A 26,363-nucleotide genomic window follows, 5' to 3' on the forward strand; every position below is an offset into this window, starting at 1 on the left:
TTGTTTTATAATGTAGCCATGAATTTAATTTTAAAAAATATTGAGTTCCTTCGATTATTAATCATAGTAATTAATAATTGAAGGAACTTTTTAGTGTAGGTTAAGGAAAAATATTTATAAATTCGCCACAAGAAATAAAAACGATCCTACTATTATTAATCGTGCTATTTCTTTTTAGATAGACTGTTTTGTTTCAATGCCCTGAAAATATTATAACCTATGAAGAATTTATTTTTTACGCTTACATTTTTAATTTGCTCATTTACGAGTATCAATGCACAAACCGAAGGTCTTGATGTAGGAGACATAATTCCAGATATAGATCTTCCGGATACAAAAGGCAATGTAGTTACTCTTTCCTCTTTAAGAGGTTCTTTGGTATTTGTTGATTTTTGGGCTTCATGGTGTGGACCTTGTGTTAAGGAACAACCTGAATTAATAAAATTGTACCAAAAATATCCTAATAAGTTTTTGATTTATGGTGTTTCTTTAGACTCTAAAAAACAGGCTTGGTTAAGCACAATGGCAAAAATAAAACAGCCATGGATACAAGTAAGTGATTTAAAACTTTGGGATTCTCCTGTTGTACTAAACTATAAAATTCAAGCAATTCCGCTTAATTTTTTAATTGATAAAAACGGAATCATTCTTGCCAAAAATATTCACGGTAGTAAATTAGATGAGCTTATTAAAACGTTAACAACTGCTAACTAGTTTTCTTTTTATTTTCTTCTTTATCAAATTCCCTTTCCTTTATATTGCTCAGGATTAGTATTTCTAGTTCCTAATGTAAAGTAATATTACAGCTTTTTTGTGCCCTTATTTTTTGAGTTTTGCTTATGTTTTAAATCAAAAATGGCTTAACGCAAGACATTATTGCTTTTTAGTGAACAATGTATAAAAGAATACTCTAGACCTTTACTTCCTAATATAATTTTATTTTCTAAGCCTAAAAACGCAACTGTATTTGTTTGTGATACAGTTGTGTATGGTTATTTATTTAAGGTTTGTTATTATATATGCCTTGTTATAAATAATAGAAAGTTCTTAATGTTGATTAAAAATAATGCGTAAACTCCAGATTTATAGTGCTAAAGTTATTGATAGATTATTCCTTTTTGCGAAGTATAAAAATAAGATTATAAAAACATCTATAAAAAATACTTTGCAAACATTAAGTTTATTTGACGAGCAGAAAAGGCAAGAATATCTTTTGGCTTTGAACGAAGTTGTAATAAAAGAAAAGATTTTTTTGAATAGAAATCTTGTTATTCGCGATTTAGCTAAAAAAACGAGTATTCCTGTACATCAACTTTCTATTTTGATTAATACACAATATAACCTTCGTTTTCAGGATTATATTAATAGTAAAAGAGTAAGTTATTTTATAGACAACTTTGATCATAATTTGACTATTGAAGGAATGGCTTGGAATTCGGGATTTAAATCCAGAACAACTTGTTTTAGGGCATTTATAAAACATACAGGAAAATCTCCTTCAGGCTACATTAAATTTATAAAAAAGAGTTGTTATTAAGAAGATTTTATTTCTGGATCATAAATATTCAGAGTATTCTTCATTAGAAAATTATATAATAAAAATCAATTATTTATATTAGATGTTTTAGTTAAGTATTCACTTTTGGTACGATTGTTTCTTTTTGATTTGTTATTTAAATTAAATAGTTGAGGTTAAATTGTTCAGATGAATGAAATTATAAAACGGGTGTTTTTATGAAAACATTTGAACATTTTTGTAGCGCAGATCTAGATTGGGTTGCTCATTTTGCAGCGCAATTTGGAGCTAAAATAGAAGGGAATTTTATAGTTATTCCTAAGAAGTGTCATTATTCCGGAACTTGTTATTTTCTAGAATGTAATGAAGGTATTGTTGCGTTTTATGTAGATGTGGTTCATAATATTGATTTTCAGGTAACGCAGAAAAATGTAAAAGATGATTTCGTTGCGATGTATTATAATCTGACAGAAGGAGAAGTTTCTATTTTAAAAGATGATATTGTATATGACTTAGGGCTTTGGAAATATAATTTACTAATTATGGATGGTGCCTTACAATCAGATTTTTACGCTAAAGCAGGAAGCAAAATTTATATGCTTTGTGTTTTTATAAAAAAAAATATGATACAAGTTTTTGTTCAAAAGAATAATATTCCTTTTGAAAGTATTAAAAAAAAGAGAAATCACGAAGACAGGGAAATTGTAAAATTTGACAGAATGAGCAACGAGAGTTATCATATTCTGAACGATTTACGCAAACTAAAAGTTGGAGGAGCAATATTTGATTTAAATCTAAAAGGAAGTGTTCAGTTATTACTTTCAAACTATTTAAATAAATTATCAAAAAAAAGAATCATTCTCGAAGAAGTTAATAGAAATGATTTTAATGCTATTATTTCTAGCCAAATGTATTTAATGGATAACGTAGAAAGTAATTTTCCCACGATTAAAAAGCTGGCTTTTAATGCAAATATGTCTCTATCAAAATTTAAAGTTCTTTTTAAAGAAATAACAGGAACTACGCCAAATTTGTTCTTTATGAATAATAAATTGCATAGAGCAAAAGAACTCCTTGAAGGTAGACAACTAACGATATTACAAATTTCGGATAGATTGCATTTTGGAAATACGTCCTATTTTGGGGCAAAATTTAAAAAGTTTTTTGGGATATCTCCCAGTACTTTTATCAAGCAATTATGAGATGAAAATCGTATAATCATCTTTGCAAAATACAAGAGGGTTTATTCTTGATTCTTTCGTGAAAACGGACTTCTATTTTTATAAAAATGGATACAATGTGTATAATTTTTACACAAGTTGTATACTAATTATACACAGCTAGTATACGAAAACTATCGTAATCGCCTCAATTTCTATTTAAAAGGACAATGGCACGGGGCTTGCTAAATTGGGATTTGTCCATTCTTTACAAACGAGAACAAGAAACGAAAAAGGATGGCATTTAGATAAAAGCCTTAATATAGAAAACGATAGTAATACAAGCATGAAAACTGAAACAATTTCAAAACAATTATTCTCTACAAGCAGCAATACAGGTAATAGCGGAGATTCATTAACAGGTTCTTTTTTTCGTATTAACGATAAATCATTCGCAAAAGCGATAAAAGAAACATCAAGTCCGTTAGGGATTATGGTACTTATCAGTACTTTTTTATTAATGATTGCTGGAGCTTTCTTAGTATATAAATTTCAATCAGACTTTGACCAATTTCATATAGACAGAATAAATTCTACGTGGGGATATCCATTTTTGGTTATAACAACAGTCTTTTTTCTTTTTAAAACGGGTGTTTTTCTATTTAATTTATTCCTTTATTTTAAATATAAACCAATAGAATCTGTTACAGATGAGTTGTTGCCAACTTGTACCATAATTGTTCCTGCTTACAACGAAGGTAAACTGGTTTGGGATACTTTAGTAAGTTTAGCAGATAGCGATTATCCAGAGCAAAAAATGCAAATACTTGCTATAGATGATGGTAGTAAAGATGATACTTGGTACTGGATGCAACAAGCAAAAGTAAAATTAGGAGATCGTTTATCTATCTATCAGCAGCCTAAAAACCAAGGAAAACGTCATGCATTACACCGTGGATTTAATCTTGGTAACGGAGAAATTTTTGTTACTGTAGACAGTGATTCAGTAGTAAAAAAAGATACAGTAAGAAACTTAGTTAGTCCGTTTATTACAAATAAAAATTGTGGAGCCGTTGCAGGAAATGTACTTGTTTTAAATAATAAAAAAGCAATACTTCCTAAAATGTTAAACGTAAGTTTCGTAATGAGTTTTGAATTCATGCGTTCTGCCGAAAGTGTATTAGGATCTGTACTTTGTACTCCTGGAGCTTTAGCAGCTTATCGTAGTGATGCCGTATTTGCATGTCTTCCGGAATGGATTGATCAAACTTTTATGGGGCAACCATCAGATATTGGCGAAGACCGTGCAATGACAAACATGATCTTAAAACAAGGACATGAAGTATTGTTTCAAAGAAATTCATACGTATTAACAAATGTACCCGAAAATTATACTGGTTTATATAAAATGTTTATCAGATGGGGAAGAAGTAATGTGCGTGAAAACTTAATGATGGCACAATATGTTTTTAAAGATTTTAGAAAAGGATCTAAATTTGGTACAAGATTATTATTTATAGATCAATCACTTAAAATTGTTATGGCATATCCATTCATGTTATTTATGCTGTTTTTTATAGTAGTACATCCATTATTATTTTTGGGATCTACGCTTTTAAGTATATTGATTGTGTCTAGTTTCTCGGCTTTATTTTATGCCAAAAGACATAATGTATCAGAGTCATTCTGGGCATATTCTTATAGCGTGTTTTACACCTTTGGTTTATTCTGGATTACTCCTTATGCAATTATTACAGCAAATAAAAGAGGTTGGTTAACACGTGGTTTATCTGAAGTTAAATAGATAAAAACGGTTGTGATTTTATAAACTCAAACGAGTTAAAATATTTTTATAAATATTTTAACTCGTTTTTTTTATGATGTGTCGTTGGGGTAAAAATGATTCTACAAAACTGATAACAGCTTTGTAGAACATATACTCAATATACTCTCAAACTTGTCACCCTGAGGCATGAAGGGTCACCATTAGTAGCTCGATAATGTAAGACAAGTTTGTGTTAGTTTCTTGCGAAGACCCTTCGTACCTCAGGGTGACAATATTGAGGAAGAACTTTGTGCACCTTGCATAAAACCTTGCGCTCTATGTTTTAACAGTAATTGTATCCGAAAGAGTTGATTTAATCTTTTACCAACTAGTTAACAATTACTTTTTAGAGTGTTTTTTATCTTCGCCAAAAAATATTTTAAATTTTGATTATGAGATATTATTCAATTTCATTGCTTTTTTTCTTTTTCATTACATTGTCAAATGCGCAACATCATAATAGTAGTACAGATAAGCCGTCGACACATGGAATGCTGATTTTTGGTAAAGAAAAAATTTATGCTTCGCACTTACCCATGTTTCGTTCTCCGCATAATTATCAAATTATTTTGGAGCTAGAATTGGATAGTAAAACAAAGCAACTATTTGTAGCAGATCAGGAAAAGAACCCGGATTATAACACTTATATGATTGAGCCCGAAAAGTTTGTTTTGCCGGATATGATTAACAATCCTAAATCATTTAAAGTAAATCTTTACAGAGGTCATTTTGAAAGAGGAGGGAAGAAAATAGCTTCGGATGTTGTGATAACTATCAAACAAGTGATTTTTTATAAAAAGTTTAATCCAGATGAAGTAAAGTCGGCTACAACTAATTTTATAATTTTTGGTAATGCAAAAGAACAATTTATGGTTCATGAGCTTACAAATAAACCTGATTTCGAGCAGATTTTAGAAGTAAAAACAGATTTGACTACACTTATAAAAAATGAAAAATATAGTTTAATCAATGTGAATAAATCTGAAAATAGTCCAATTGGAGTAGCTGGAAATGATATTCAGGTTAATGCAAATGGAACGAATTATTCTATTACTCTTTTAAAACAATTGTATCTGGAATTTGATGATTTAAAGTAATATTTTATAAAAAGAAAATAACTATTTCTCGAACCATATAAGTGATGTAAGTTCATTTAAGTTTTGCCGAAAAGACCAGCTTATATTTACTTACATCACTTATATGGTTAAATTAATTACTTTAATATAATCGAAGGAGTTGTTTCTCGTATAAAAATTAATGCATCAAAATCAATACCTGGTTTCATAGGTAATGCTATTACATTAGTCCAGTTAGAGTATATATTGGTTATGTTGCCATTTGCATTATAAAAAGGACTTTCTTCGGCAGTATCAAAGGCTACAAAGAAAGTAGGGAACTTAGCTTCTGCAAACAATGCCGAATAAGATTTTGGTTGCGCTTCAAAACTGTGTTCTACATAATCATTGCCATCTAGTACAGTCACTTTTCCTTTAAAAGTATCAAAACCTATTGCGTAATATTCATTACCGTATTTCTCTTTTACATGATATCCCATTCCTTTTGCTTTAGGCATATTGGTATCTTTTGCAAAATGGATATTGTGTCCCCAAATAATAGTTTTGGCTTTAGTTTCTTGTTGGAAATCGATAAGGTTTTCGGCCATAAATTGATCTCTGGCCAAAGGATTAGATAATAATGTGCCTTGGTATAAAAGGGATATGTATTTTTTAAATTCGTTAAAACCTTTAATTGTCGATGTGCCTTTAAGTTTTATTTCTGTATTTAAGCGAGAAATGATTCCCGTTTCATCATCAGACAATTCATATAGAGGAAAATCAGGAGTTGTTATCTTTTTTAAAACTGGTATTGCAGCTGATCCATTAGTATAAGGAGACGCATTTTTTGTTAAATAAGCAGAACAAAAGTTGGCAGACGCATCAATATCAGATTTGATATAATTAGTGTCAAAACCAAAAAGATTAACTTTATCCTTAAGAGGTTTAGCGGTATTATATGTCTTTACCCATTCAAACAAATCATATATTTCTTTTGTATTAAACAATCGCAATGGTTTCATGAGTTGTTTTAAATCCCCTTTTCCAGTTAATAAATAAACATTAATTGGTTCTATCGCCGAATATCCAAACTCAAAACCAATCGACTTATATTGGGCATTTGTGATCAGATATTTAATAATGCGATTCTTCTCAGTATAAAATTCATGAGTTCCGTGAGAAGCTTCTCCCAGGCCACAAATTTTGTTATCCTTGAGCAGATTGGTTAACTGCGAGTAATAAGCCTTATTGTCATTCTCATTGTCGGTAATTGGTAATGCATGAGAATTTATCCAGTTTAGGGATTGTCCTTGAGCAAAAGTACAAACAGAAAAAAAGCAACTGAACAAAACGGAGTAAAGGAGGTTTTTGGTCATATAGTAGTTTTTGATTACTAAAATACAAATAATAATTATATGATGTAATGCAATACTCTTTTGTGCTTTAATAATTATTTATGCTATTGACCTGTTAACTTGAAAATTGCAATAAAAACTAACACAACAGTATAAGTGATGAATAGCAAATGGCTTGTGGTCATTTTCATTCTTATTCGAGCCAGTCTCTTTAATTTATTACGATGCAGTAGTCTTTTTTGTTCAGGATAGTTGTTCATAATGATTTAGATTTTCATTATTGAAGCAAACATAATACCTGTAAATTTTGTAATGAATTAAACGATTGTTTGTTAGTGTTTTATGTGTTTTTTTTAATGCTTTTTTATAAAATGAATACTATCAAAATGATATTATGTTTCTCAAAATGGAATAGTTCCTTTTTTAATTTCCTTTTATGCGATTTAAGATTCCTTGCATTAAGGCTTTTCCATCACGTTTTTGCTTAGGAACTTCTTGAGCCTTTAGTTTTCCGTTTTCATCCTTAAAAATATAGCTAAAGGCAAATTGAGGCTGTTTGGGATCTTTAGTAAGCAAGCCAAAGCGCAAATCATTAAAGTAATAATCGTTGTCTTTTTTGGTTACAATAAACCATCCTTCGCTCACTTTTTTTAAGGTTTCAAAATCGGGATTGCCAGTAAGCTGCTGCGATAAGGCATTGTTTTTTTCATAACGTTCAAAAGTTATCGGCTGGCTATCAAATAAGGAATAATCACCTAATAAATACGCCTCTTTTGTAGCCACATTAGCATTCCATAAAATGCAATTAAAGGCAGTAGGTTTTACAATAAGATCACTATAAGATATATGCTGTTCTTGCAATGCATTTTTAAATTGTTGTAAAGCATATAATTTTAAACTACAGGTTACCAAGAGATAAAAGGAACTAATATATATTCCTCGTAAAACATATTTTTTTCGCAAAGCGAAAGTAGGTTTGCGCAATCCTATAATTAAACAAATAAGCAACGGAAACGTATATAAAGGATCAATTACAAATATAGTTTTTAAGGCAATTCGGTCGGGTAGAGGCCAGAAAATTTGTGTGCCCCAAGATGTAAACATATCCAGTAATACATGGGTAAATAAACACCAAAATACTAAAATAGTTGCACTTCGGAAATTAATTTTCTCTTGTTCGATCTTAGAAATAAACCAACCTAAAATGGGCGATAATAAGCCAAAAAATAATAAGGAATGACTTAATCCCCGATGAATAGCTACACCATCTACTGGGTTTAAAAACTGCCCAAACAAAACATCTAAGTCTGGTATAGTTCCTAGAATTGCACCATATAAAATCGTTTTGCGTTGCAATTTTTCACCCGCACATAATTCGGCAGTTGCAATTCCTAACACAATTTGAGTAAAAGAATCCATGAGTTGTAGTTGAACAGCAAATTTAAACAGAAAGATCTAAAGTATTAAAATGTTTTTTAACTGTAGCGGAGTGTTTATAGCGAATATTGTCTATAATGGTACACAGATGATACGGATTTACAAAAGTAAAGACGCGGATCAAAACGGATTTTAAAAAATTAGTCATTAATAAATCTGCGTTCATCGGCTTATATCTTTTAGAATCTGCGAGAGAAGATTAAATATTATTTTTTTGCACGCAGATTTTGCAGATTTAGTTTTATAAGTATTGAAGAAAAAATCTGCGCTTATCGGCTTAAATCTTTTGTAATCTGCGTGGTAAAAAAAAATAGTCAAAGCTTCAGCGGAGTGGAATGTTTATAGCCAATATTGTCTGTAATGGGGCACAGATGATACGGATTTACAAAAGTAAAGACGCGGATCAAAACGGATTTTTAAAAATTAGTCATTAATAAATCTGTGTTCATCGGCTTATATCTTTTAGAATCTGCGAGAGAAGATTAAATATTATTTTTTGCACGCAGATTTTGCAGATTTAGTTTTATAAGTATTGAAGAAAAAATCTGCGCTTATCGGCTTAAATCTTTTGTAGTCTGCGTGGTAAAAAAAATAGTCAAAGCTTCAGCGGAGTGGAATGTTTATAGCCAATATTGTCTATAATGGGACACTGATGATACGGATTTACAAAAGTAAAGACGCGGATCAAAACGGATTTCTTTCTTTTATTTTTAAAAATCCGTTTTTTATCTGTGTTTTCGCTTTAGCGAATCTGTTTTATCCGCGTTCCCTAGACAAAGAAGTAGGTTAAACTTTGTCACAGCAGTTTAATAAACCAATGAAATCGGGAAGCTTTATTAATAAATTAATTAATAACAGTAAGTAGAATTTTTTTACAGGATAATACTTAAATTTGATTACAAAATCTACACTATGAAGCGAATTATATACGCACTTATTGGTTTCTTTACCATTGGTATTTTACTTTATGCAGCAAGTACTTATTCAGAAGAGAAGAAATCTAAACCGCTTCTTCCAGTAAAGAAAGAATCTCAGCCTGGTATCATATTAAGCTTCGATGATAATTATATTGATGATTGGTATAATGCCGAAAAGCGACTGCGCCATTTAGACTGGAAAGCGACTTTTTTTATATGTAAATATGATTCTTTGAATGCTACGCAAAAGAAAAAGTTACACTATTTACAAGATATGGGACACGATATCGCAGCACATGGATATAATCATGAAAATGCACTTAAATATTCGGCTAAATATGGAATCGATAAGTACATAAAAGAGGAGATACTGCCGCTTAAAGTTGCTATGGATAAAGACGGGTTTAATTTGCGCTCATTTGCCTATCCTGATGGAGCACGCAATGCAGATTTGGATAAAGAATTATTAAAATATTTTGATATTATAAGAGGTACAACTTATGGTAAACTTTATCCTGAATCGCAATATTGTTATTATGAGGGAAACAGAGTTATTTATGGTTTGGGTATAGATGATGATTACAAGCAGTTTGACGTTGCGTATTATAAAACCCTTATGGATTATGCCAAGAAGCATAATAAGATTGTTATTTTTTATGGGCATAAAACTGTAGATGTTGCCGATGAAAAAATAGAAACACCGCTTGCAGCTTTACAAGAAATATGCGAGTATGCAAAGGCTAATAAACTTAAGTTTTATACAGTTGACGATTTGAAAAATTTATAAATATAATATATTGAAATAAAACAGCAGATGCTAAAATATTTTAGCATCTGCTGTTATTAATTAATACTATTTAAAATGTTTGATAAATTAATTTAAACACATAGAAACATAGATTTTGTATTCTTAAAATAGGCGTTTCACTTATTTTAAATGCACATAGCTATGTGAAAGAAATATATTTCTCTTTCTTGTTTTTTTCTACACACTTTGACTATGTTTCTATGTGTTTAAATAAGATTTTAGAATAAGATTAGAAAATTAAGATTAATGACTTTTGCTGTTTTCAAAACCAAGAATCGTAATTCTGTATGGAGTATTAGATACTTTTATTTTCTTTGCAATTGTCATATTAGATAAGCTTAGTTGCAATAATTCTCCTGTAGTTGGAGAAGTTATATAAGCAAAATTTTCTGTTAGTTGGATTTGAGGTTTCATAGTCGCATCTTTTGCAATTTCAGCAATTACTTTTCCTTCTTTTTCAACTTGCAACGTAGTTAAATTGTATAATTTAAATTCACCACTATTTAATAAAATTCCTAGTTTACTCATGTTGTAGCTTACTTTACATTGTGCAATAGTAGCACTTTGTATAATTGGCTTAATTGTTCCGTTAATAACATCAATTAAGTAAGCCCCTTTTTCAGCAGTAAAACCTATGAATTTTCCTTGAGCTTTTGTTTCCAAAATACTTCCAAACCATGCTGTTCCAAAACCATCAGGAAGCGCAATAAGTTTTTGTTTTCCTGAACTTTCAACCACAAGAACACCACTTGCTGAACCGAAAACGGCATAAGTTCCGTCAGATGCATTTCCGTGGATTCCTTTTGTAGAAATTGTAGATTCAAAAAGAGTTTTACCTGTATTATCTATAATTTTTACTTTTTCAGGAAGCGTTCCTGCAACCGAATTATCTTTTTGGGTAATAGCATAAGTTCCATTAGTAAAAGTTGCCATAGCACCGTGATGAGCCAGTAAACCAGCATTAATTACTTTAAATTTTGCTCCGGCTGTATTAACATCAGCTTCTTTGGCTACAGACAATGTTCCATCACCATCATTAAAAGTTAATAATTCTCCAATTTTACTTTTAAAATGAGTTGGCATAGGCGATTGACCTGTTAATGCTCCAAACTTTGGAATTCCGTCTACATCAACATGATCGCCATGACCTTCAAATCCGCTGTCAAAAGTTTCTACAGTATTATCAGCTCTATGAATAATTCCTGCATATCTACCTGATTCTGTTGTGTAAATAGTTGATTTTGCAAATTTTGCATTAAAGAAACTCGAAGTACCATCAACTGGATTTACAAGAGTAATTTCTGTTGTTTTTTCATCAGAAAGTAATACTCTTAAATACTTATATTCAGCCAAAGTTTCCTTTGGAGTTTCAGTAGTATTGTCATCATCGTCATTGCTACAAGAGATTGCAAAAGTGGATAAAGCAAATAAGAAAATCAGTTTAAAATTAATGTTTTTCATTGTAAATGGGTGTTTAAGATAATATTTAGATTAGTAATTAATAGTAATAGGCATTGACTTATATACATTGAGATTGTAGGTTGTATTTTTATACAAAACCACCCAGTTATATACACCAGATTCCCATGCTTTTTCGCCAGTTATTGGGTTTGCATTAGGTAGGTTAGCATCAGTTGCAGCACCGATAACAATTTTTTCGCCGCCCCAAACATCATTTATCTTTTGTAAAGTCGAAATTTTTGATGCTGCGGCAAGACCTTTATGCTCGACTTTAGAAATTACGATTACTTTTTTAAAATCTAGATTGTCAATGCTTTCAGGATGGTAATTGGCGCTTTTTTTAATTAGTACAGAGTATAATATTCCATCACCTTTAATCTGACTTATCTGAGCATGAGCAGTTAGTATATCATCCTTTTTAAAGATTAGTTCAGGTTCAACCCAAGTTCCCATATGATAAATTAAAGTTTCGTTGCGAGAAATCATATCTCGACCAATTAATGGATCAGTAGGTAAATTTGCAGCATCGACAATGGTAAAATCTTCTTTAATTTCCAGTTTAGAACCATTGTTGTCTAATACTGTAAAGAAAAAGTCATATTTACCTTCAGGAGCTTCATTAGGAATATTAAAGTGTTTATGTACTGTAGTGTTTTTTGCACCAACATATTCAGCCCAACTCAGTTCTAATTTCCAATCGCTTGCATATTTCTCTCCTTTTTTAGGAAGTATTTTAAGTTGCACTGCTGCAATTTTATCTCCAGCTGTGACATCGGCGTTAAAGTGAAAATCGCGACCAATGACTCCTTGCTTATTATTGGCAGAACCAATTTCAACATTTGTCATTGTAGGTTTTGCCACTTCTGGGGTAGTATCATCGTCATTATTACACGCTGTAAATGTGCTAATAAATAGTAAAAACAAGGGGAATAATTTTGCTTTTTTCATAGGTTTTTTTGTTTGTTTAAAAGGGTTCATATTATTTTTGATTATGTATTAAAAAGGGAATTTTGACCGATAGAATAATGTTTCTGCTTGCTTCAGGGAGTTCTATTAATCGATAAAAACTTGTATGGTTTAAGTATTTAGCATTAAACAAGTTTTGTACTTGCAGTGAAATGGCTAAATCCTGTTGTCCAGTTCTTATTTTTGTTCCCAAGGCAAGGTTGAAAACATTGCTGCTGGCAGTTTTCTTTTCTGGAGGAACAATTTGGTTTTGCTCGGCAGTAAAACGATAATCTAAGGAGAAATAAGTTCCTCTTAGATTCTTAATTTCGGGACTATAAGTAAGCCCAAACAAAACCGATGCAGGAGGAGAAAAGGGTAGGGTATAGCCTTTTTTACTGCCCGATAATTGCTCAGAATAAAGATATTCTACCAGAATTTCACCACTTAAACTTTTTAAGAATTGATAACGAGTTTGCAATTCGCCTCCATAACGCATGACTTTACTTTGCTCATATTCAAAAACCTGATTGCCTGCTCCATAATAAATATCATGTTGGGAAGTAGGGTTGAGGTAGATGTAATTGGGGAAATAATTAAAAAACGGACTCAATTGTACAGACCACTTATGATCCTGCCATTCTAACCCAAGATCTAACTGATAGGATTGTTCGGCAGATAAGTTAGGATCTCCTTTTTCGAATCGGAAATAATGATAATTTACACCGTTTGATGCTAATTCTTTAGCAATCGGCATTCTGAAACTAGTTCCCGCATTTGCTTTCAATGAGAATTTTTCCAGATTGTAATTAACTCCCGCCGACCAGGTAAAACTTTTAAATGTTCGCGTAAGCTCTTCCGAACGTTCTAAGTATTCAAAATTTGTTTGCCCATTAGTTGTTACTTCACTTTCAAACCAATCTGTATATTGTTTCATTTTAATTTTTCCATAATCCAATCGTAGCGCAGCGTGCAGCAGCCATTTTTCATTGAGCTGAATTTTGTCATAAGCAAATGCTCCAGCGTTCACTTGCGTAAAAGCAGGAATCAGGAAACTCCAACCACCAATTTTATTTTGTTGCAATTCTGTATTTACTCCAACAGTAAACTGATGATTGCCCAATGAGAATTCATCTTTTGCCGAAGCGGAGAAAACTTCTTTATCATATTGGCGCTCTAGATCTTTTGGAGCATACATATCATCGGGATATATAGGCGGCATATAGCCATGATTAACATAATGACTCCATTCGCGGCGAAAATTCTTTTGAAAACCTAATTGAGTTTCCAGTTGATGTTCGCCTAATTGAAAAGAGGTAGTGTTACTTATCTTGGTATGGTTTACTTCCTGATACGGCATTTGTATATCACGGCTGGATTTGTCATGAAGTTCTGTATCTACATTTCGAGGCTCAAGACCATGGGCATTGGCAAAAAAACCAGTTTTACTATACACGTTGCTTACATACAAAACCGATTTAAACTTCTGGCCTATATATCCTGTACTTGCATGTAAATCGAGTTCGCGTCCAGCAGTATTACGCAAATGATTTTTATATAACGGAACTGCATAATTGTAAACCTGAACCACATCGGTAGGAACGCGATAATCGCCATAATCCATTGTAGTGATTCGGGTATCAAAGAACCATTTTTCATTACGCCCAAACAGGTTAAAAGAACCGCCATATTGTTCGTTATTACTTTTACCCGTAATATCAATGGTTCCGCCCAAAGTATGTTTGGCAGGAAATGCTAGCGGTTTTATATTGATAGCACCACCAATAGCATCAGATCCGTAGATAAATGAAGATGGGCCTTTAATGATTTCTACACGATTTACAGCATATTGGTCTATTTCTAGTCCGTGATCTGCGCCCCATTGTTGGCCTTCGTGTTTAATACCATTCTCGACAACAATAACCTGATTAAAACTTAATCCTCGGATAAGAGGTTTAGATCCACCAGAACCTATAGAAATGGTTTTAACACCAGGTAATCTTTGGAGCGATTGCATTAAACTACCACCAAGATTACGCTGGATAAAACTACTATTTACTACATCTATGTTAAGAGATTCTTTTTTGTTAAGACGTGTAGCATAATTATCTTTTATTACAACTTCTTGCAGTTCTTTAACTTCCTGATGTAAGATAATATCAGGTTGTACATTTGAGTTTTTATCTAACGAAAGTTCAATTTCAGATTTGATATAACCCGAATAACTAACAATAAGTTTCTTTGAGTTTTTAGGAATTTCATTAAAGTAATAAGCACCTTCTTTATTTGTAAAAGTGGTAATAGATGAGGGGTAAATCGTTACGGTTGCAGCTTCTAATGGTTTATGACTATTAGAGAATACGCTACCTGATATATTGACGGTTTGTGCAGATACTTTCGTAAAAATAACAGCGCAAAACAGCAACAGATAAATAATCCGTAATCGATTTGATTTATATTCGTTCTTCAAAGTCACTTATTTAATTTTGATGCTTAAACCTTTAATTGTTTGCCAGCCTTCTTTATCGGTTAGACGAATAAGGAAATGGTAATCTCCGGGATCAATGTCTGTCGGAATGTTGATTTCCTGAGTTGCCTCGTAGCTTTTTAAATTTTCTGGAATAGTGACAGAATTGATATAAAGCAATGGTTTTACAGGTTTTTTTATCGCTTCAGGAGTACAATCATTTACTTCGGTACTATGGTTATGATGGTCGAAATTATGATGGATATCCAAGCTATACGATCCTAATGCCGAGTTGTCGGTAAACTTAGCTCTGAAAGTAAATTTTTGCCCACGGATTGCTTCGCTGCATTGTATTGGGAAAGCATTTGCTGCCGATATATCGATAACAGGGTATTCGGTATCAATTTTAGCATCATCGCTGCTATCACACGCTGTTAAGATGCTGACTAAAGCAAAAGATGCCAGTACAAGTTTTGAGATTTTCATTTTGTTCATATGTATTAATTTTTGGTTACAGAGTAGGGGAATGCGCTTTTTTAAATGACATTGCTATACGTAATGTCAACTTAAAAAGGTGCACCGAAGGATATATTCATAGATAATTATTCTATGAAATGAGGGTTATTTGTAAAATGGAATAAGCAATTAAGCAGAAGTAAAATCTTGGCTTTTTTGGTAAACGAAACCGAATGACAGCTCTATAGAACTTTATTAAACATATAAGTCATTTAAGAAAATATAAGTTTTATAAACACTTCGTTTATATGAACTTACATAGCTTATATGGTTAGTTTTTATAGAAATTGTTATAGAAAAGTGGTTTTAAACCATATAAGTCATTTAAGAAAATATAAGTTTTATAAACACTTCGCTTAGATGAACTTACATCACTTATATGGTTAGTTTAAATTCAAATGCAGCATTGCTAATTGATTTTACTTTAAATTGTAGGAGGCGCTCGAAGAGCAAATAAGGATCCCTTAAAGAAATAGGAATAAGATTTGTAATAAAAAGAAACATATGAGGTTATGTTACATCTTTTATAAAACTCAAAAGACATGAAAGTAAACGTACTTACAGGAGTAAATTTAAAATGACATATAGCACACTCTTCAGAAGAATGATTGTGTGTTATAAGTTCCGTTTTAGCAGTACTTAAATGCTGTGTATTTTTATGGGTAGTATCATGACTTTGGATATGTTCATAAGAATGGATTGCCGGAAATAGTATAGCGAATACTACTATTAGCGGCATAAGAAGATTAATAAATTTAAATTTCTTTTTCATTCAGACGAATCAAGATTTAATAAAGCATATTTATTTAAGAATAAAAATCATAAAGTATTATGATATAAAACGATGAAGAAAGTTGTTATTTCCTTCTGTTTTTCTATTCTTAACGCAATACTGTTGCAAATATAAAAATCTTATTCACAAATGCAACATTGTTTCATTAAAAAATAAATAATAGTGAGTTTTGAATGGGATTATTTTGTTTTAATCAAAAATAACAGCTGATGTATAAAGGCTATAGATTTCCCATCCCAGAGTCTGGTATAAAGATTTACCTTCTTCTGTAGCAACCAGAAAATTGTTGTAAACGCTATTGACTAAGGCAATTTTTTCGAGTTCTTTCATTAAGAAAGTAGCAAGACCGTTTCGGCGATGATTTGTTTCGGTTGAAATTCTATCATAAACGGCTAAATCATCAACTAAAACAACGTGTCCTATCGATGCTAGTTCGCCATCTTTAGTAACAATTCTAACAACAAAAGTAGAGTTATAACTCTCATATTCGAACTTGTATTTGTCGGGTAAATTACCACTGGCAAAACTCATTTGTTTAAAACAAGACATCATATAACCTTGAGGCTGAATTACCCATTTTTCAGATAATTTGCCTTTTAGTTCATCGGGCGAAGCACAAACTTTTAGATATATCCAAGGTTCATCAATAGTCTCTGATAATTGGATAAAATCATTGTTAAATTCAGGAAAAATATAACGTTGTTTTTGGTTTTCATATCCCACATTTACCATCCACCCCGATTTGTATTTTACGGGTAAAGATAATTCTCTTGATAAAGACCATGCTTTAATCCATTTTTCGAGAACATCATGAAGGGTGTGGTTTTTCATTGTACCAAGAAGTTAAGATTGTAAATAGCTGCTAGAGAATCCTAAGATTTAAAGGTTAAAATTTAGTCTTGAATTTCTTGATTTTGAAGTTTTTCGATTTGATTACTTTTTCATTATCGGTTATCATCAAACAACTATAATCAGGATATTTTTGAAGTAAAAGTAAACCTTCTTTTTGACCTAAAACCATTAAAGAAGTACTAAGTCCGTTTGCTGTTTCAGCATCAGGACCAAAAACGGTCACACTGCATAATCCAGTTGCGGGATATCCAGTTGCTGGATTTATTATATGAGAATATCTTTTGCCATTAAAAATTACAAACTTTTCATAGCTTCCAGAAGTGGTTACAGCCTCTTGTTCTAAAGGGATAACAGCTAAGAGTTTTTCGGTATTAAATGGGTTTGTAATACCTATTTTCCATGGTTCACCGTTAGGTTGTTTTCCCCAGGTACTCATATCTCCGGAGCCATTTATAATTCCGGCTTCGATTCCTTTAGATAGCATCATAGTTCGGCATTTATCGGTGGCATAACCTTCACCCAGCGCTCCAAATCCTATTTTCATTCCTTTAAGTTTTAGAAATATGGTAGATTGTACACTATCTAAAATGATGTTTTTATAACCCACTTTTTCTACAGATTTTTTTATGGCTTCCGCCGAAGGCATCTCGGTCATCGAACCGTCAAATTTCCATATTCTGTCCATTGCAGCAAAACTAACGTCAAAGCCGCCATTTGTTATTTCAGATAATTTTATGGCTCTTTGTGTTAATTCAAAAACCTCACGATCTACTTTCACAGGTCGGATTCCGGCATTTTGGTTTACTTCAGATACTTGTGAGTCGGGTTTCCAATCAGAAATCAAATTTTCAATTCGGGTAATTTCGGCAATTACAGCATTAATATTTTGTTCAGCAGATACAGTATCATTTGCAACAATAGTAATATCAAAACGCCCTCCCATAAGCAGCGTAGTTCTTTTTCGGAGAACTTGTGCGTTGCCCGAAAAACTAACCGCAATTATAAAAACAACTAAAAACTTATGTAGGATTGATGTATGCATGATTTTTTATTAATAAGCTCCAGCGGAGCGATATTTTTCTGATTGCCAATATATGCCACCCCGATGGGGTTTGGTTTTTGTCGAATAAATCTCTATAAATATATCGTCCCGCTGGGACTTCACAATCCAACAATTAAGAATTAAGAATTAAGAATTAAGAATTAACAATTAACAATTATCAATTAACTTAATAGCAATCTGTCAACAACTGACCATTATCTTTATAATATGAAATAGATTTCATTTCTCTGGAAAGGCATAAATCATCCAAAATAGCTTCTACATCTTTTTGCATTGCAAGCGAACCACAAATCATGATAACGCCGCCTTGGTGTAATAAATCAATAAAAAAGTCAACATCTCGTTTAATCAAATCCATTACATAATGATGATTTTCTGCACGAGATAAAGCCAAATGAAAGCTTTGAAGTTGATGCTTTTTAATCATTTCTGCGGTAAATTTTTTATAACCTAAAACAGTTTCCGTTTCCATTCGGAAGCCAGAGTATAAATGCGTTTCAACTTTTTTCTTATTCTGTTCAATCATTCCAAGGAAAGGAGCAATACCAGTTCCGTTAGATATTAAAGCAACTTTAGACACGGATTTAGGAAAATGAAAAGCTTTATTATTTAAGATTCTAGCTTTAATAGTATTTCCAGGTTTAAGGGTATTCAAAAACTCAGAACCCAAACCGTGAGGATGAAGTTTCACAACCAATTGTATGTTGCCAGAATGATTCCCAATCGAGTATAAACGCTCTCTGGTATCATTTGCAGGATAAATAGCCAGTAAATCACCCGAAGTAAATTTGGCTCTCATATTAGCTCTTAAAGTCAATATAAAAGTTTGTTCCGTTTCAGAAATTAATGTTTTATCTAAAACCATTAATTTTTGTAAACCTTTAGGAACATGATTGTATAAAGAAGGCGTTGTCGATAACGGAATTCCGCTTTTGACACTCCATAATTTTACCCATTCTAGAAATTCGAAAGCAGATTTGTCGTTTACGGTTTGAATTTCTAAAAAGCGTTCTGTCCAATTTTGAGTAGCTAAAAGTTGATCAATTTCAATAGCAAAACCACAAAAATCAGGATAAGCTTTTGAACCAAAACCAACCACCGAAAAATTGATTTTTTGTTCTTGATTGTATTTCTTTAATAGCGATACAAATTTATTTCCGTTAGAAGGCGCATCACCTAAACCATGAGTAGAAGAGAAAACGATAATATGTTCTGCTTTCGGATATAGATTGTAATTATTAAGTTCCGTAAGGAAAACTTTTTCGCCATGAGCGATTAATTGTTTTTGAATAGCATTGGCAAAACGGAATGAACTTCCATTTTCTGAACCAGCGAGTAGAATGATTTTACTTTCGTTGGCTTTGAATTTATTTTTAATTCGACTTGATCTTCTTTTTAATGTAATAGCAAAACCAGAGTATATAAAAAAGAGAATGTTGATGCAGGCAATAGCTAATATTATAGCCCAAATAGCGTTTATTCTTCCGGTATGAAGGTCAAGGCTTAAATCAGATAATTGAACCGTCATCGGGGAACGTTTTTCAGTTATTACAGTTCCTGTAACCTGATTAACTTCAATTTCTCTGTCTTTTAATCCGATAATATAATATTCTTCAGGATCAGATGTAAAAGGAAATTCGATTTTCTTTACATCAGATAGTAGGGTAGTAGTAAATACAGATTCAGTTTTACCTTTAGAAGGTTTTATAATCTCTGTTTTTTCCTTTTGATTTTTCTCTTTATCCATGAAAAAATTAAATCTTTCCAGTGATAAATAGGTTCCGGTAATGGCAATAATCAGAATCGGAATTAAAGCTAATCTTCCTAATACAACATGATAATATTGAGCAAAATATTCTTTGATTACTTTAGAGAAAAAGTTACGGATTCCTCTTTGTCTGTTTAAAACAAGTGCAAAACCAGAGCAAGCAATTAAAATCAATAAAAAAGAAATAACGCCAACAAAAAAGCGTCCTGTTTCATGCAAAAATAAAGAACGATGTAAGGCAGTTGTCCATTGGATAAATTTACTTTTTTTAACTGGTGTTCCTAAATTTTTCCCTGTTCTGGGATCAATATAAGCATTGATATCATTGCCATCCTGATCGATTGCCTGAAGTGTTACAAACTGATTGTAATCAACACTTAATTCTGTTATTTCAGGATATACCTTTTTTAAAACTGGCAAGGTTTGACCCAAAGTTATCTGATCAAAATTTTCAACCTTATACGGATGTGTTTTTTCCTGAACTGCGTCTACTGCCAGTATGATACCCGTTACAGATGCCAAAAATAAAAATAATGAAGAAAACAAAGCCAAAGCCAAGTGAGTGTAACGCCAGAAAGAAAGAGTCATTGAGTGTAATCTAAAAGGTAATCAAATGTTTTAAGCTTTGTCAAAGTTTAAAACTTTGACAAAGCTCGAATTTCAGGTTTAAGAGATTAAACTTTATTTAATCTCACGTATCTAATATAACCTTTTCCTTCTGTTTTAGCAGCAAGACCTTCAGTTGTAAGCGGAATTTCAACATCGCTTACATGGTACTTTTGATCTTCAACAGCAGATTCAAATCTTAATTTATATCCTTTATTTATTTTAGAATCTTCAATTTCAATTGTTGTCATACTACGATCTCCCCCAGTAACAGATGCTCCAGTTTTTGCACTGATATCTACCGGCTTTTTAGTTTGGAATTTATTCCATTCTTTTAATGAGTTGTACCATTTTTTGTCGTCTCCCATTACATAAAGTGTTTTTTCGTATTCTCCTTTAGGGTTGATAAGCGAAACTACGATGTAAGCACCTTCTCCCATATAGTTAGACATTTGAAGCATACATTTATATTTGCTTGCCTGTGCTGAAGCTTGAAAAGAGATAAGACAGATTAATGCGCTTGTAAGAGCTATTTTAAATATTGATTTCATTCCGGTTTTATATTTTTAATTGAATTGGTATTAGACTTTTTGAAATATTACTTTAAAAAATCAATTGATATGTTTTGTTTTGTCAATGACTCATTTTCTTTGGCTAAAGCATAAGCGCTTTCGTCAAATTCGGTAATAATATCTTTTTTAGCTCCAATAGAAAGAAGGTACTTAAGGATAGTATCATTTTTGGCAACCATTGCAGCTTTGTGTAAAGCAGTCAAACCGTCTTTGTTTTTAGCATTTACATCGATGTTTAAATCAGCTAATTTTTTCAGTAAAGATAAATCGTTTTTAGCAACTGCAAGATGATACAATGTATTCCCGTCTTTTTGTGGAGATGTAAGGTCTAATCCTTTTTCCTGTAGCAATTTTACTTTGGCAGTAAAAGGATCTTGTTTAGCATCTGGTCGGTAAGATTGTACTAAATAAACGCCTAAATTATTACCTTCTTTATCAGTAACTTTAACATCTGTACCTTTTGCCAAAAGTGTTGCAACAGCTTCTGGAGTTCCTGATTTTACAGCTATAGTCAAGGCAGATTCTCCTTTGCCATTTTGTAAATTGATATTTTTTGCTGCTGGTAATAATTGTTCTAATACTCCATTTTCTTTAGCTCCGGCTGCAATCATAAAAGGAGTGTTTCCATCTTTATTAATCGCATTAACATCAACACCTTTAGCAAGGAAATAAGTAATTATTTCGGCTTGGTTTGGTTTTCCTGCTAAAAGATGCAATACATTTTCTCCAGATTTGTTTGTAGCGGTTGGTTTTATTTTTAATTCTTCCACTAAAAATTTATAAGTTTCAATCGGAGTAGTTTCTCTACGTGTACCTTGAGTTGCAATAAGAAGTGCATTATCAGTATATTTTACTTTTCTCTCTAATAACTTTTTCAAAAGAGCTACATTTCCTGTTCTTGCAGCATAATCAAATGCTGTGTTTCCGTTGTTGTCAACATCTTTTAGAGACAATCCTTTTTTGGTAAGATAGTCAGTAATCGTAAGGTCTTTATCAAACGGAACTGCTAAAAGCAATAGGTTCGCTCCATTAGCATATTTTTTCTTCGGATCTATTCCTGCTTTAAAAAAAGCATCACAAATACCTGAATTAAGTAAACCGCTAGTAGCACCAAAAACAAGTGGAGTAGTACCATGGCTGTCTTCAAAGTTAATATCTGAACCTTTGGCAATAAGATATTCTACCAGTTCGGTATTTCCTCTATACGCAGCCCAGTGTAAGTAAATACGATTGTCGTGAGTAGATTTATTTACTGGATTTCCTGGTTGTTCTAATAAGAATTTTATACTTGCAAAAGGCGCATCATTATTAATTGCAATAACTGGTACGTCAAAAGCATTTGCATTCGCTTCAGATGGACTGTTTCCTTTTGCAATTTCAGCTTTAATAACATCAACACTTGGCGCTGTTTTCCAAAAAGAAGCTTCTAATAAAGTATTTTTTTGCTGAGCACTAACAAATAAAGTTGCGACTAATGCGAAAGAAAGAAGAATGTTTTTTTTCATATTATAGATATTTATTACTTTTTAAATTGTGTTGATTTTTATAAAATTCACGACTTAATAGCGTGATTTATTTAGAATCAATAAGATTAAGCAAATGTAAAAAATAATAACAATTAAAGCTATTACTTATTTGTTAATGCCCATTTTTAAGGAAGTTTTATTAGTTTGTCTGAAAAGCTTTAGAACTAAAAAATAGAGTAGGGTATTTTAAATAATCTAAAAGCATCTAAAAAAGTTTAAAAAAATGTTCGGAGATAATACGATTACAGAATCAGTATCGTTTCCGAAGTTTCTTTCTTGTAACTCGTTTGTCAATTTTTTAATTGTATAGAAAGTTTCGCAAGTAAGCAAAGTTGCTGATTTGACTAGCAGAGTATTCTTTATGAAAATTTAATTTAAAAGACTTAAAGTGAATTTGTTAAGATGAAAATAGTGCATTCAGGGTTTTCGATGTCTGTTTCTATTGATTTTTTAAAGTCTAATTTTGTCAAAAGTTTAATTGAACTCAGATTGTTATTATGAGTAAAAGCTTCTATCTTTTTAAGTCGCATTGTCTGAAAGGCAAAGTCAATAACTTTTGTAGTTGCTTCTTGCATTATTCCTTGTCCTTGAAAATTTGTCAAAAGTTCATAACCGATTTCGCATTTGTTTTTTTCATTTGAAAAGTCAAAAAGACAAATTGTTCCAACAAAAATCTTGCTTTTTGTTAAAGTTATTGCCCAATAAATCGAATCATTTCTTTTGATGTTATCATTAATATTGTTGATAAAAGTTATTGCATCTTCAATTGTTCGACTTGCTTGTCTGCCATGATATTTGTTTATTTCGGTATCAGAACGCAATGCAAAAATAGCTGAATCATCTTTCGTTGATAATTGTCTAAGAGTTAGTCTTTCAGTTGTTAAAATTGGGAAAGGTGTAAAACTTCTATTTATCATTTTGTCATAGTTTAATGATTAATGTTCTGACAGCTAACTTATTTATGCTAGCCAAAGAAAGGCTTCAATTAGTGAAATTTATATCAGAGAAAAGTTTAAACGTGGCTGTAGCAGGAATTATTATTATGTACGACAGAAACTTGACTAAACCACGTTCTTGAAATATTGTTTTGGTAGTTGATTGATTTATAGTAATTTGAATCGATAAATCGCTAAGTGTCATTTTTATTTAATAGCCTGTTTTATTAAGCTCATAATATATTCTAGATTTTCTGTATCGGTAACAGTTATTTCATAGTCTCCATTTCCCCAATGACCAGTTTCAGAGACATCTTTCATTAAACCTTTTGGGTCATCTAATTGTCCTTTTTTAAGGTTAATAAAAATTTTAATTCCTTTTTTTAGTGTTACTATATCGGCAATGTTTCTATCCTTCTTAAAAGCAATATAAAGTTTTTTACTAATTATTTCGATCCCATCATATAAATTTACAATTGCATTCTTATAGATTTCGTATAATTCTCTAATTTCTTCGGGGTATCTTTTTAAGTGAAATTCTTCAGTATAAACCAGTATGTTTTCTTTTATCTCTTTTAGCTTTTCACTGTTTTGTAGTAACGGTTTTATGCTTTGCGCACTACTACTTTTCTTTATGCTATTGATGCTTATTATATTATTCTCATATTGCTTTATTTCCCAAAGTTCAATCCCAAAATCTTTAAAATCGGCTGCCGAAATTTGGTTCTCTGTAAAACTAGGAGAGACTAAAGCAACTCTCGATTGCGACCAATCAATGTTTTTGCTATGTAATAAAGTATCTTTTATAGTTTCATTATAAGTAAGAATAAATTCGGCTTTATTTTGCAGCATTAAGTTTAAATAGGTTAATCCCTGATCGACGACACTATAATTTTTATCTCTCTTGTATTCTATAATGATAAAAGCCTGAGATTCTTTATCAAAAGCTAAAGTGTCAATTCGTTTATTTTTAATCGAAAATTCAGATTTTACTAATTGAAGCCCCATAATATCTTGAAGGTTAGTTTCAAAAATATTTTGAATCTCTTTTTCTAATTTAAAAGGTTTTTCTTTTAGTGCACTTAGGATATTAGAGTTTTTGGATTGATAAAGATTCATGAGAACTATATTAAGAAAATTAAAACTTTATTTATTAGGTTTTGAAATGCAAATCTAATATTCGATTAGGTTATGATTACTATAATCAAAAGCAATATAATTAAATTGAATTTTTAAATTAGTTCTAATTGCATTGATGAATCTCAGATCTTTTTCATTTGGTTTGTTTGGACCAACAATATAAATTAGTATATTTTTTTTTGTTTTATAATTATGTGAATAATCTAATAATTGACCAATACCATCACGAATACAAGAAAAAACATTTTCATAAGGTTTTATTTCATAGATGTGAACTTCGCTGGGAGTTTCACGATATGCATCAATTCTATTTCTTTCTCCTTTAACACTATTTGGATATTTCAAATCGAGAAATCTAATGAAATGATTCTGAATGATATTGTGAATTTGATTCACTTTTACAGAGGAAATAGCATTACGATTGAATGATTCTTCAGATTTACTATTATATGAAAATCCAGTTTCTTCAAAAAATCCAATTTCAAATTCTTCATCCTCATCATAAAACTCATCTAAACCGATATTCTCTATTTCTAATCCAGAATATAATCCGAATATTTTTTCTAATAACTTGTTATCGTTACTATTTATACCATGCAACGTTTCAGCATAGTTTAAACCTACATGTTTTGAAAAACCGGCATCGAGAAATTCCACATTAATATGGTGTCCTAGTAATTCTGGTCTATGATCATAAATACTACCATTTCGTTTAACTACTTGAGCGTAAGCAATAATAGTTAACTTACTATATGCCCCATGTGATTTAACCGCGATAATGTCACCCTCTTTTATTTTTGAAAATTTTCTAAAGATGGTTTTAATTTTTGAAAGGGCAGGTTTTTTTTCATTGTAATTTTTTAAAACAAAATCATTAACTCTATGATCATTTGAATGCATTAAACTAGAAAAATTTAAGTGACTTAAATAACCTACAGCAACACACTGATTTTTTATAAATTCTCCAATTTTTGGAACAATATCATTTCCATTTCCATCACCATATTTACTTCCAATAATATAGAAATTTGGTTTCTTTTTTTCTGCAAAGTCTATATAATTTCTACCGGTAAAATACTCGATAGGATCATCATTACTTTTATATTGAAGAATAAACTTCTGTAAAACAGAGACAGGTGTTTTATATGGAAAATCCTTATCTCCTAATCCTTTAGAAATTGCCAGTAAAGCTCTTTTACTATAAATTGGTAAAATCCTCTTATTGGAAAATATAAAAGCAATTTTCCATTTTGCAATTGCATGATAATTTATTTTGTCCAATGCTTCCCAATCAAGATTAATAGAGTGATTTACAATTTGAACAACTAATTCTCTAATATTATGAAAAGCCTGGTCTCTATTTTTTCCTTTTTTTGCATTCCAAAAATACCCGTCTTGAATACTGTATTTATTTCCTTTTAATTCTTTTTCAGGGTCTTTAGGCTTCCAAATTTCAAATTTGTTTAGTGGATTGTCACCTATTAATCCTAATTGTTTAGTGCCATATTCTAACCAATAACATAAAGAATCATGATTGCTTAAATCAGCATAATCTTCTAAAGGCATATTTTGAATACGATTTAAACTCCATGAATTATGAAATTCAGCTAATTTTATATCTACTTGACTTGGTTGTAGTTCCATAA

General features: G+C 31.3%; 20 protein-coding genes and 1 pseudogene. 7 read left to right on the forward strand and 14 right to left on the reverse strand.

Annotation, left to right across the window (positions count from 1 at the left end; genetic code table 11):
• Positions 1-219: 219 nt before the first annotated feature.
• From SHI72_RS18335 to SHI72_RS18355, 5 genes are all read left to right on the forward strand, one after another.
• Positions 220-714, forward strand: coding sequence for a TlpA disulfide reductase family protein (locus SHI72_RS18335; RefSeq protein ID WP_323490957.1), 495 nt, complete (start codon positions 220-222; stop codon positions 712-714).
• Positions 715-1,066: 352 nt separating this feature from the next.
• Positions 1,067-1,537 carry a helix-turn-helix domain-containing protein gene (locus SHI72_RS18340; protein ID WP_086895627.1) on the forward strand — a complete coding sequence of 157 codons (471 nt, stop codon included), beginning with the start codon at positions 1,067-1,069 and terminating at the stop codon, positions 1,535-1,537.
• Positions 1,538-1,734: 197 nt separating this feature from the next.
• Positions 1,735-2,718, forward strand: coding sequence for an AraC family transcriptional regulator (locus SHI72_RS18345; protein WP_323490958.1), 984 nt, complete (start codon positions 1,735-1,737; stop codon positions 2,716-2,718).
• 304 nt (positions 2,719-3,022) lie between these two features.
• Positions 3,023-4,480, forward strand: coding sequence for a glycosyltransferase (locus SHI72_RS18350; RefSeq protein WP_039114121.1), 1,458 nt, complete (start codon positions 3,023-3,025; stop codon positions 4,478-4,480).
• Between the two features lie 413 nt (positions 4,481-4,893).
• Positions 4,894-5,598, forward strand: coding sequence for a hypothetical protein (locus tag SHI72_RS18355; protein WP_323490959.1), 705 nt, complete (start codon positions 4,894-4,896; stop codon positions 5,596-5,598).
• A 116-nt stretch (positions 5,599-5,714) separates the two neighbouring features.
• Here SHI72_RS18355 and SHI72_RS18360 read toward each other — a convergent pair whose 3' ends face one another.
• Positions 5,715-6,932, reverse strand: a complete 1,218-nt coding sequence (locus SHI72_RS18360; RefSeq protein ID WP_323490960.1) for an erythromycin esterase family protein — start codon at positions 6,930-6,932, stop codon at positions 5,715-5,717.
• A 402-nt stretch (positions 6,933-7,334) separates the two neighbouring features.
• Positions 7,335-8,330: a metal-dependent hydrolase gene (locus SHI72_RS18365; RefSeq protein ID WP_323490961.1), complete on the reverse strand. Its 996-nt coding sequence runs from the start codon at positions 8,328-8,330 to the stop codon at positions 7,335-7,337.
• A 930-nt stretch (positions 8,331-9,260) separates the two neighbouring features.
• Between SHI72_RS18365 and SHI72_RS18370 the strand changes: the two genes are divergently transcribed.
• Positions 9,261-10,052: a polysaccharide deacetylase family protein gene (locus SHI72_RS18370; protein ID WP_323490962.1), complete on the forward strand. Its 792-nt coding sequence runs from the start codon at positions 9,261-9,263 to the stop codon at positions 10,050-10,052.
• Between the two features lie 264 nt (positions 10,053-10,316).
• On the opposite strand, the gene SHI72_RS18375 is transcribed toward SHI72_RS18370, so the two are convergent.
• The 10 genes from SHI72_RS18375 to SHI72_RS18420 form a co-directional block, all read right to left on the reverse strand.
• Positions 10,317-11,534: a hypothetical protein gene (locus SHI72_RS18375; RefSeq protein ID WP_323490963.1), complete on the reverse strand. Its 1,218-nt coding sequence runs from the start codon at positions 11,532-11,534 to the stop codon at positions 10,317-10,319.
• A gap of 30 nt (positions 11,535-11,564) precedes the next feature.
• Positions 11,565-12,482 carry a DUF4625 domain-containing protein gene (locus SHI72_RS18380; RefSeq protein WP_323490964.1) on the reverse strand — a complete coding sequence of 306 codons (918 nt, stop codon included), beginning with the start codon at positions 12,480-12,482 and terminating at the stop codon, positions 11,565-11,567.
• A 31-nt stretch (positions 12,483-12,513) separates the two neighbouring features.
• Positions 12,514-14,949: a TonB-dependent receptor gene (locus SHI72_RS18385; protein ID WP_323490965.1), complete on the reverse strand. Its 2,436-nt coding sequence runs from the start codon at positions 14,947-14,949 to the stop codon at positions 12,514-12,516.
• A 6-nt stretch (positions 14,950-14,955) separates the two neighbouring features.
• Positions 14,956-15,441 carry a DUF4625 domain-containing protein gene (locus SHI72_RS18390; protein WP_323490966.1) on the reverse strand — a complete coding sequence of 162 codons (486 nt, stop codon included), beginning with the start codon at positions 15,439-15,441 and terminating at the stop codon, positions 14,956-14,958.
• Positions 15,442-16,444: 1,003 nt separating this feature from the next.
• The gene (locus SHI72_RS18395) at positions 16,445-17,086 is read right to left on the reverse strand and encodes a GNAT family N-acetyltransferase (RefSeq protein WP_323490967.1); all 642 of its coding nucleotides are present in this window, start codon (positions 17,084-17,086) and stop codon (positions 16,445-16,447) included.
• 55 nt (positions 17,087-17,141) lie between these two features.
• Entirely contained in the window at positions 17,142-18,149 is a 1,008-nt protein-coding gene (locus tag SHI72_RS18400) for an FAD:protein FMN transferase (protein ID WP_323490968.1), read from the reverse strand.
• Between the two features lie 187 nt (positions 18,150-18,336).
• Complete coding sequence (locus SHI72_RS18405) at positions 18,337-20,526, reverse strand: PepSY domain-containing protein (protein WP_323490969.1); 2,190 nt, start codon at positions 20,524-20,526, stop codon at positions 18,337-18,339.
• Between the two features lie 86 nt (positions 20,527-20,612).
• Positions 20,613-21,095 carry a DUF2271 domain-containing protein gene (locus SHI72_RS18410; RefSeq protein ID WP_323490970.1) on the reverse strand — a complete coding sequence of 161 codons (483 nt, stop codon included), beginning with the start codon at positions 21,093-21,095 and terminating at the stop codon, positions 20,613-20,615.
• Positions 21,096-21,142: 47 nt separating this feature from the next.
• Positions 21,143-22,621, reverse strand: coding sequence for an ankyrin repeat domain-containing protein (locus SHI72_RS18415; RefSeq protein WP_323490971.1), 1,479 nt, complete (start codon positions 22,619-22,621; stop codon positions 21,143-21,145).
• A gap of 404 nt (positions 22,622-23,025) precedes the next feature.
• Complete coding sequence (locus SHI72_RS18420) at positions 23,026-23,559, reverse strand: GNAT family N-acetyltransferase (protein WP_323490972.1); 534 nt, start codon at positions 23,557-23,559, stop codon at positions 23,026-23,028.
• A 68-nt stretch (positions 23,560-23,627) separates the two neighbouring features.
• Here SHI72_RS18420 and SHI72_RS18425 point away from each other — a divergent pair.
• Positions 23,628-23,720 (forward strand): annotated as a pseudogene (locus SHI72_RS18425) (TrmH family RNA methyltransferase); the annotation flags it as partial.
• Between the two features lie 64 nt (positions 23,721-23,784).
• Here the strand turns inward: SHI72_RS18425 and SHI72_RS18430 are convergent.
• Together SHI72_RS18430 and SHI72_RS18435 are read right to left on the reverse strand one after the other, a co-directional pair.
• Positions 23,785-24,696, reverse strand: coding sequence for a DUF5655 domain-containing protein (locus tag SHI72_RS18430; protein ID WP_323490973.1), 912 nt, complete (start codon positions 24,694-24,696; stop codon positions 23,785-23,787).
• A gap of 54 nt (positions 24,697-24,750) precedes the next feature.
• The gene (locus SHI72_RS18435) at positions 24,751-26,361 is read right to left on the reverse strand and encodes a hypothetical protein (RefSeq protein WP_323490974.1); all 1,611 of its coding nucleotides are present in this window, start codon (positions 26,359-26,361) and stop codon (positions 24,751-24,753) included.
• Positions 26,362-26,363 lie beyond the last annotated feature (2 nt).

The sequence above is a fragment of the Flavobacterium sp. PL02 genome, from assembly GCF_035013205.1.
Lineage (GTDB): Bacteria > Bacteroidota > Bacteroidia > Flavobacteriales > Flavobacteriaceae > Flavobacterium.

What these genes read in the sequence shown, in the direction of transcription:
- SHI72_RS18370 (WP_323490962.1), top strand. Translation starts at nt 9,261, where the DNA reads ATGAAGCGAATTATATACGCACTTATTGGTTTCTTTACCATTGGTATT.
- SHI72_RS18335 (WP_323490957.1), top strand. Translation starts at nt 220, where the DNA reads ATGAAGAATTTATTTTTTACGCTTACATTTTTAATTTGCTCATTTACG.
- SHI72_RS18390 (WP_323490966.1), bottom strand. Translation starts at nt 15,441, where the DNA reads ATGAACAAAATGAAAATCTCAAAACTTGTACTGGCATCTTTTGCTTTA.
- SHI72_RS18350 (WP_039114121.1), top strand. Translation starts at nt 3,023, where the DNA reads ATGAAAACTGAAACAATTTCAAAACAATTATTCTCTACAAGCAGCAAT.
- SHI72_RS18415 (WP_323490971.1), bottom strand. Translation starts at nt 22,621, where the DNA reads ATGAAAAAAAACATTCTTCTTTCTTTCGCATTAGTCGCAACTTTATTT.
- SHI72_RS18405 (WP_323490969.1), bottom strand. Translation starts at nt 20,526, where the DNA reads ATGACTCTTTCTTTCTGGCGTTACACTCACTTGGCTTTGGCTTTGTTT.
- SHI72_RS18355 (WP_323490959.1), top strand. Translation starts at nt 4,894, where the DNA reads ATGAGATATTATTCAATTTCATTGCTTTTTTTCTTTTTCATTACATTG.
- SHI72_RS18420 (WP_323490972.1), bottom strand. Translation starts at nt 23,559, where the DNA reads ATGATAAATAGAAGTTTTACACCTTTCCCAATTTTAACAACTGAAAGA.
- SHI72_RS18380 (WP_323490964.1), bottom strand. Translation starts at nt 12,482, where the DNA reads ATGAAAAAAGCAAAATTATTCCCCTTGTTTTTACTATTTATTAGCACA.
- SHI72_RS18410 (WP_323490970.1), bottom strand. Translation starts at nt 21,095, where the DNA reads ATGAAATCAATATTTAAAATAGCTCTTACAAGCGCATTAATCTGTCTT.
- SHI72_RS18435 (WP_323490974.1), bottom strand. Translation starts at nt 26,361, where the DNA reads ATGGAACTACAACCAAGTCAAGTAGATATAAAATTAGCTGAATTTCAT.
- SHI72_RS18345 (WP_323490958.1), top strand. Translation starts at nt 1,735, where the DNA reads ATGAAAACATTTGAACATTTTTGTAGCGCAGATCTAGATTGGGTTGCT.
- SHI72_RS18430 (WP_323490973.1), bottom strand. Translation starts at nt 24,696, where the DNA reads ATGAATCTTTATCAATCCAAAAACTCTAATATCCTAAGTGCACTAAAA.
- SHI72_RS18340 (WP_086895627.1), top strand. Translation starts at nt 1,067, where the DNA reads ATGCGTAAACTCCAGATTTATAGTGCTAAAGTTATTGATAGATTATTC.
- SHI72_RS18360 (WP_323490960.1), bottom strand. Translation starts at nt 6,932, where the DNA reads ATGACCAAAAACCTCCTTTACTCCGTTTTGTTCAGTTGCTTTTTTTCT.
- SHI72_RS18395 (WP_323490967.1), bottom strand. Translation starts at nt 17,086, where the DNA reads ATGAAAAACCACACCCTTCATGATGTTCTCGAAAAATGGATTAAAGCA.
- SHI72_RS18400 (WP_323490968.1), bottom strand. Translation starts at nt 18,149, where the DNA reads ATGCATACATCAATCCTACATAAGTTTTTAGTTGTTTTTATAATTGCG.
- SHI72_RS18365 (WP_323490961.1), bottom strand. Translation starts at nt 8,330, where the DNA reads ATGGATTCTTTTACTCAAATTGTGTTAGGAATTGCAACTGCCGAATTA.
- SHI72_RS18375 (WP_323490963.1), bottom strand. Translation starts at nt 11,534, where the DNA reads ATGAAAAACATTAATTTTAAACTGATTTTCTTATTTGCTTTATCCACT.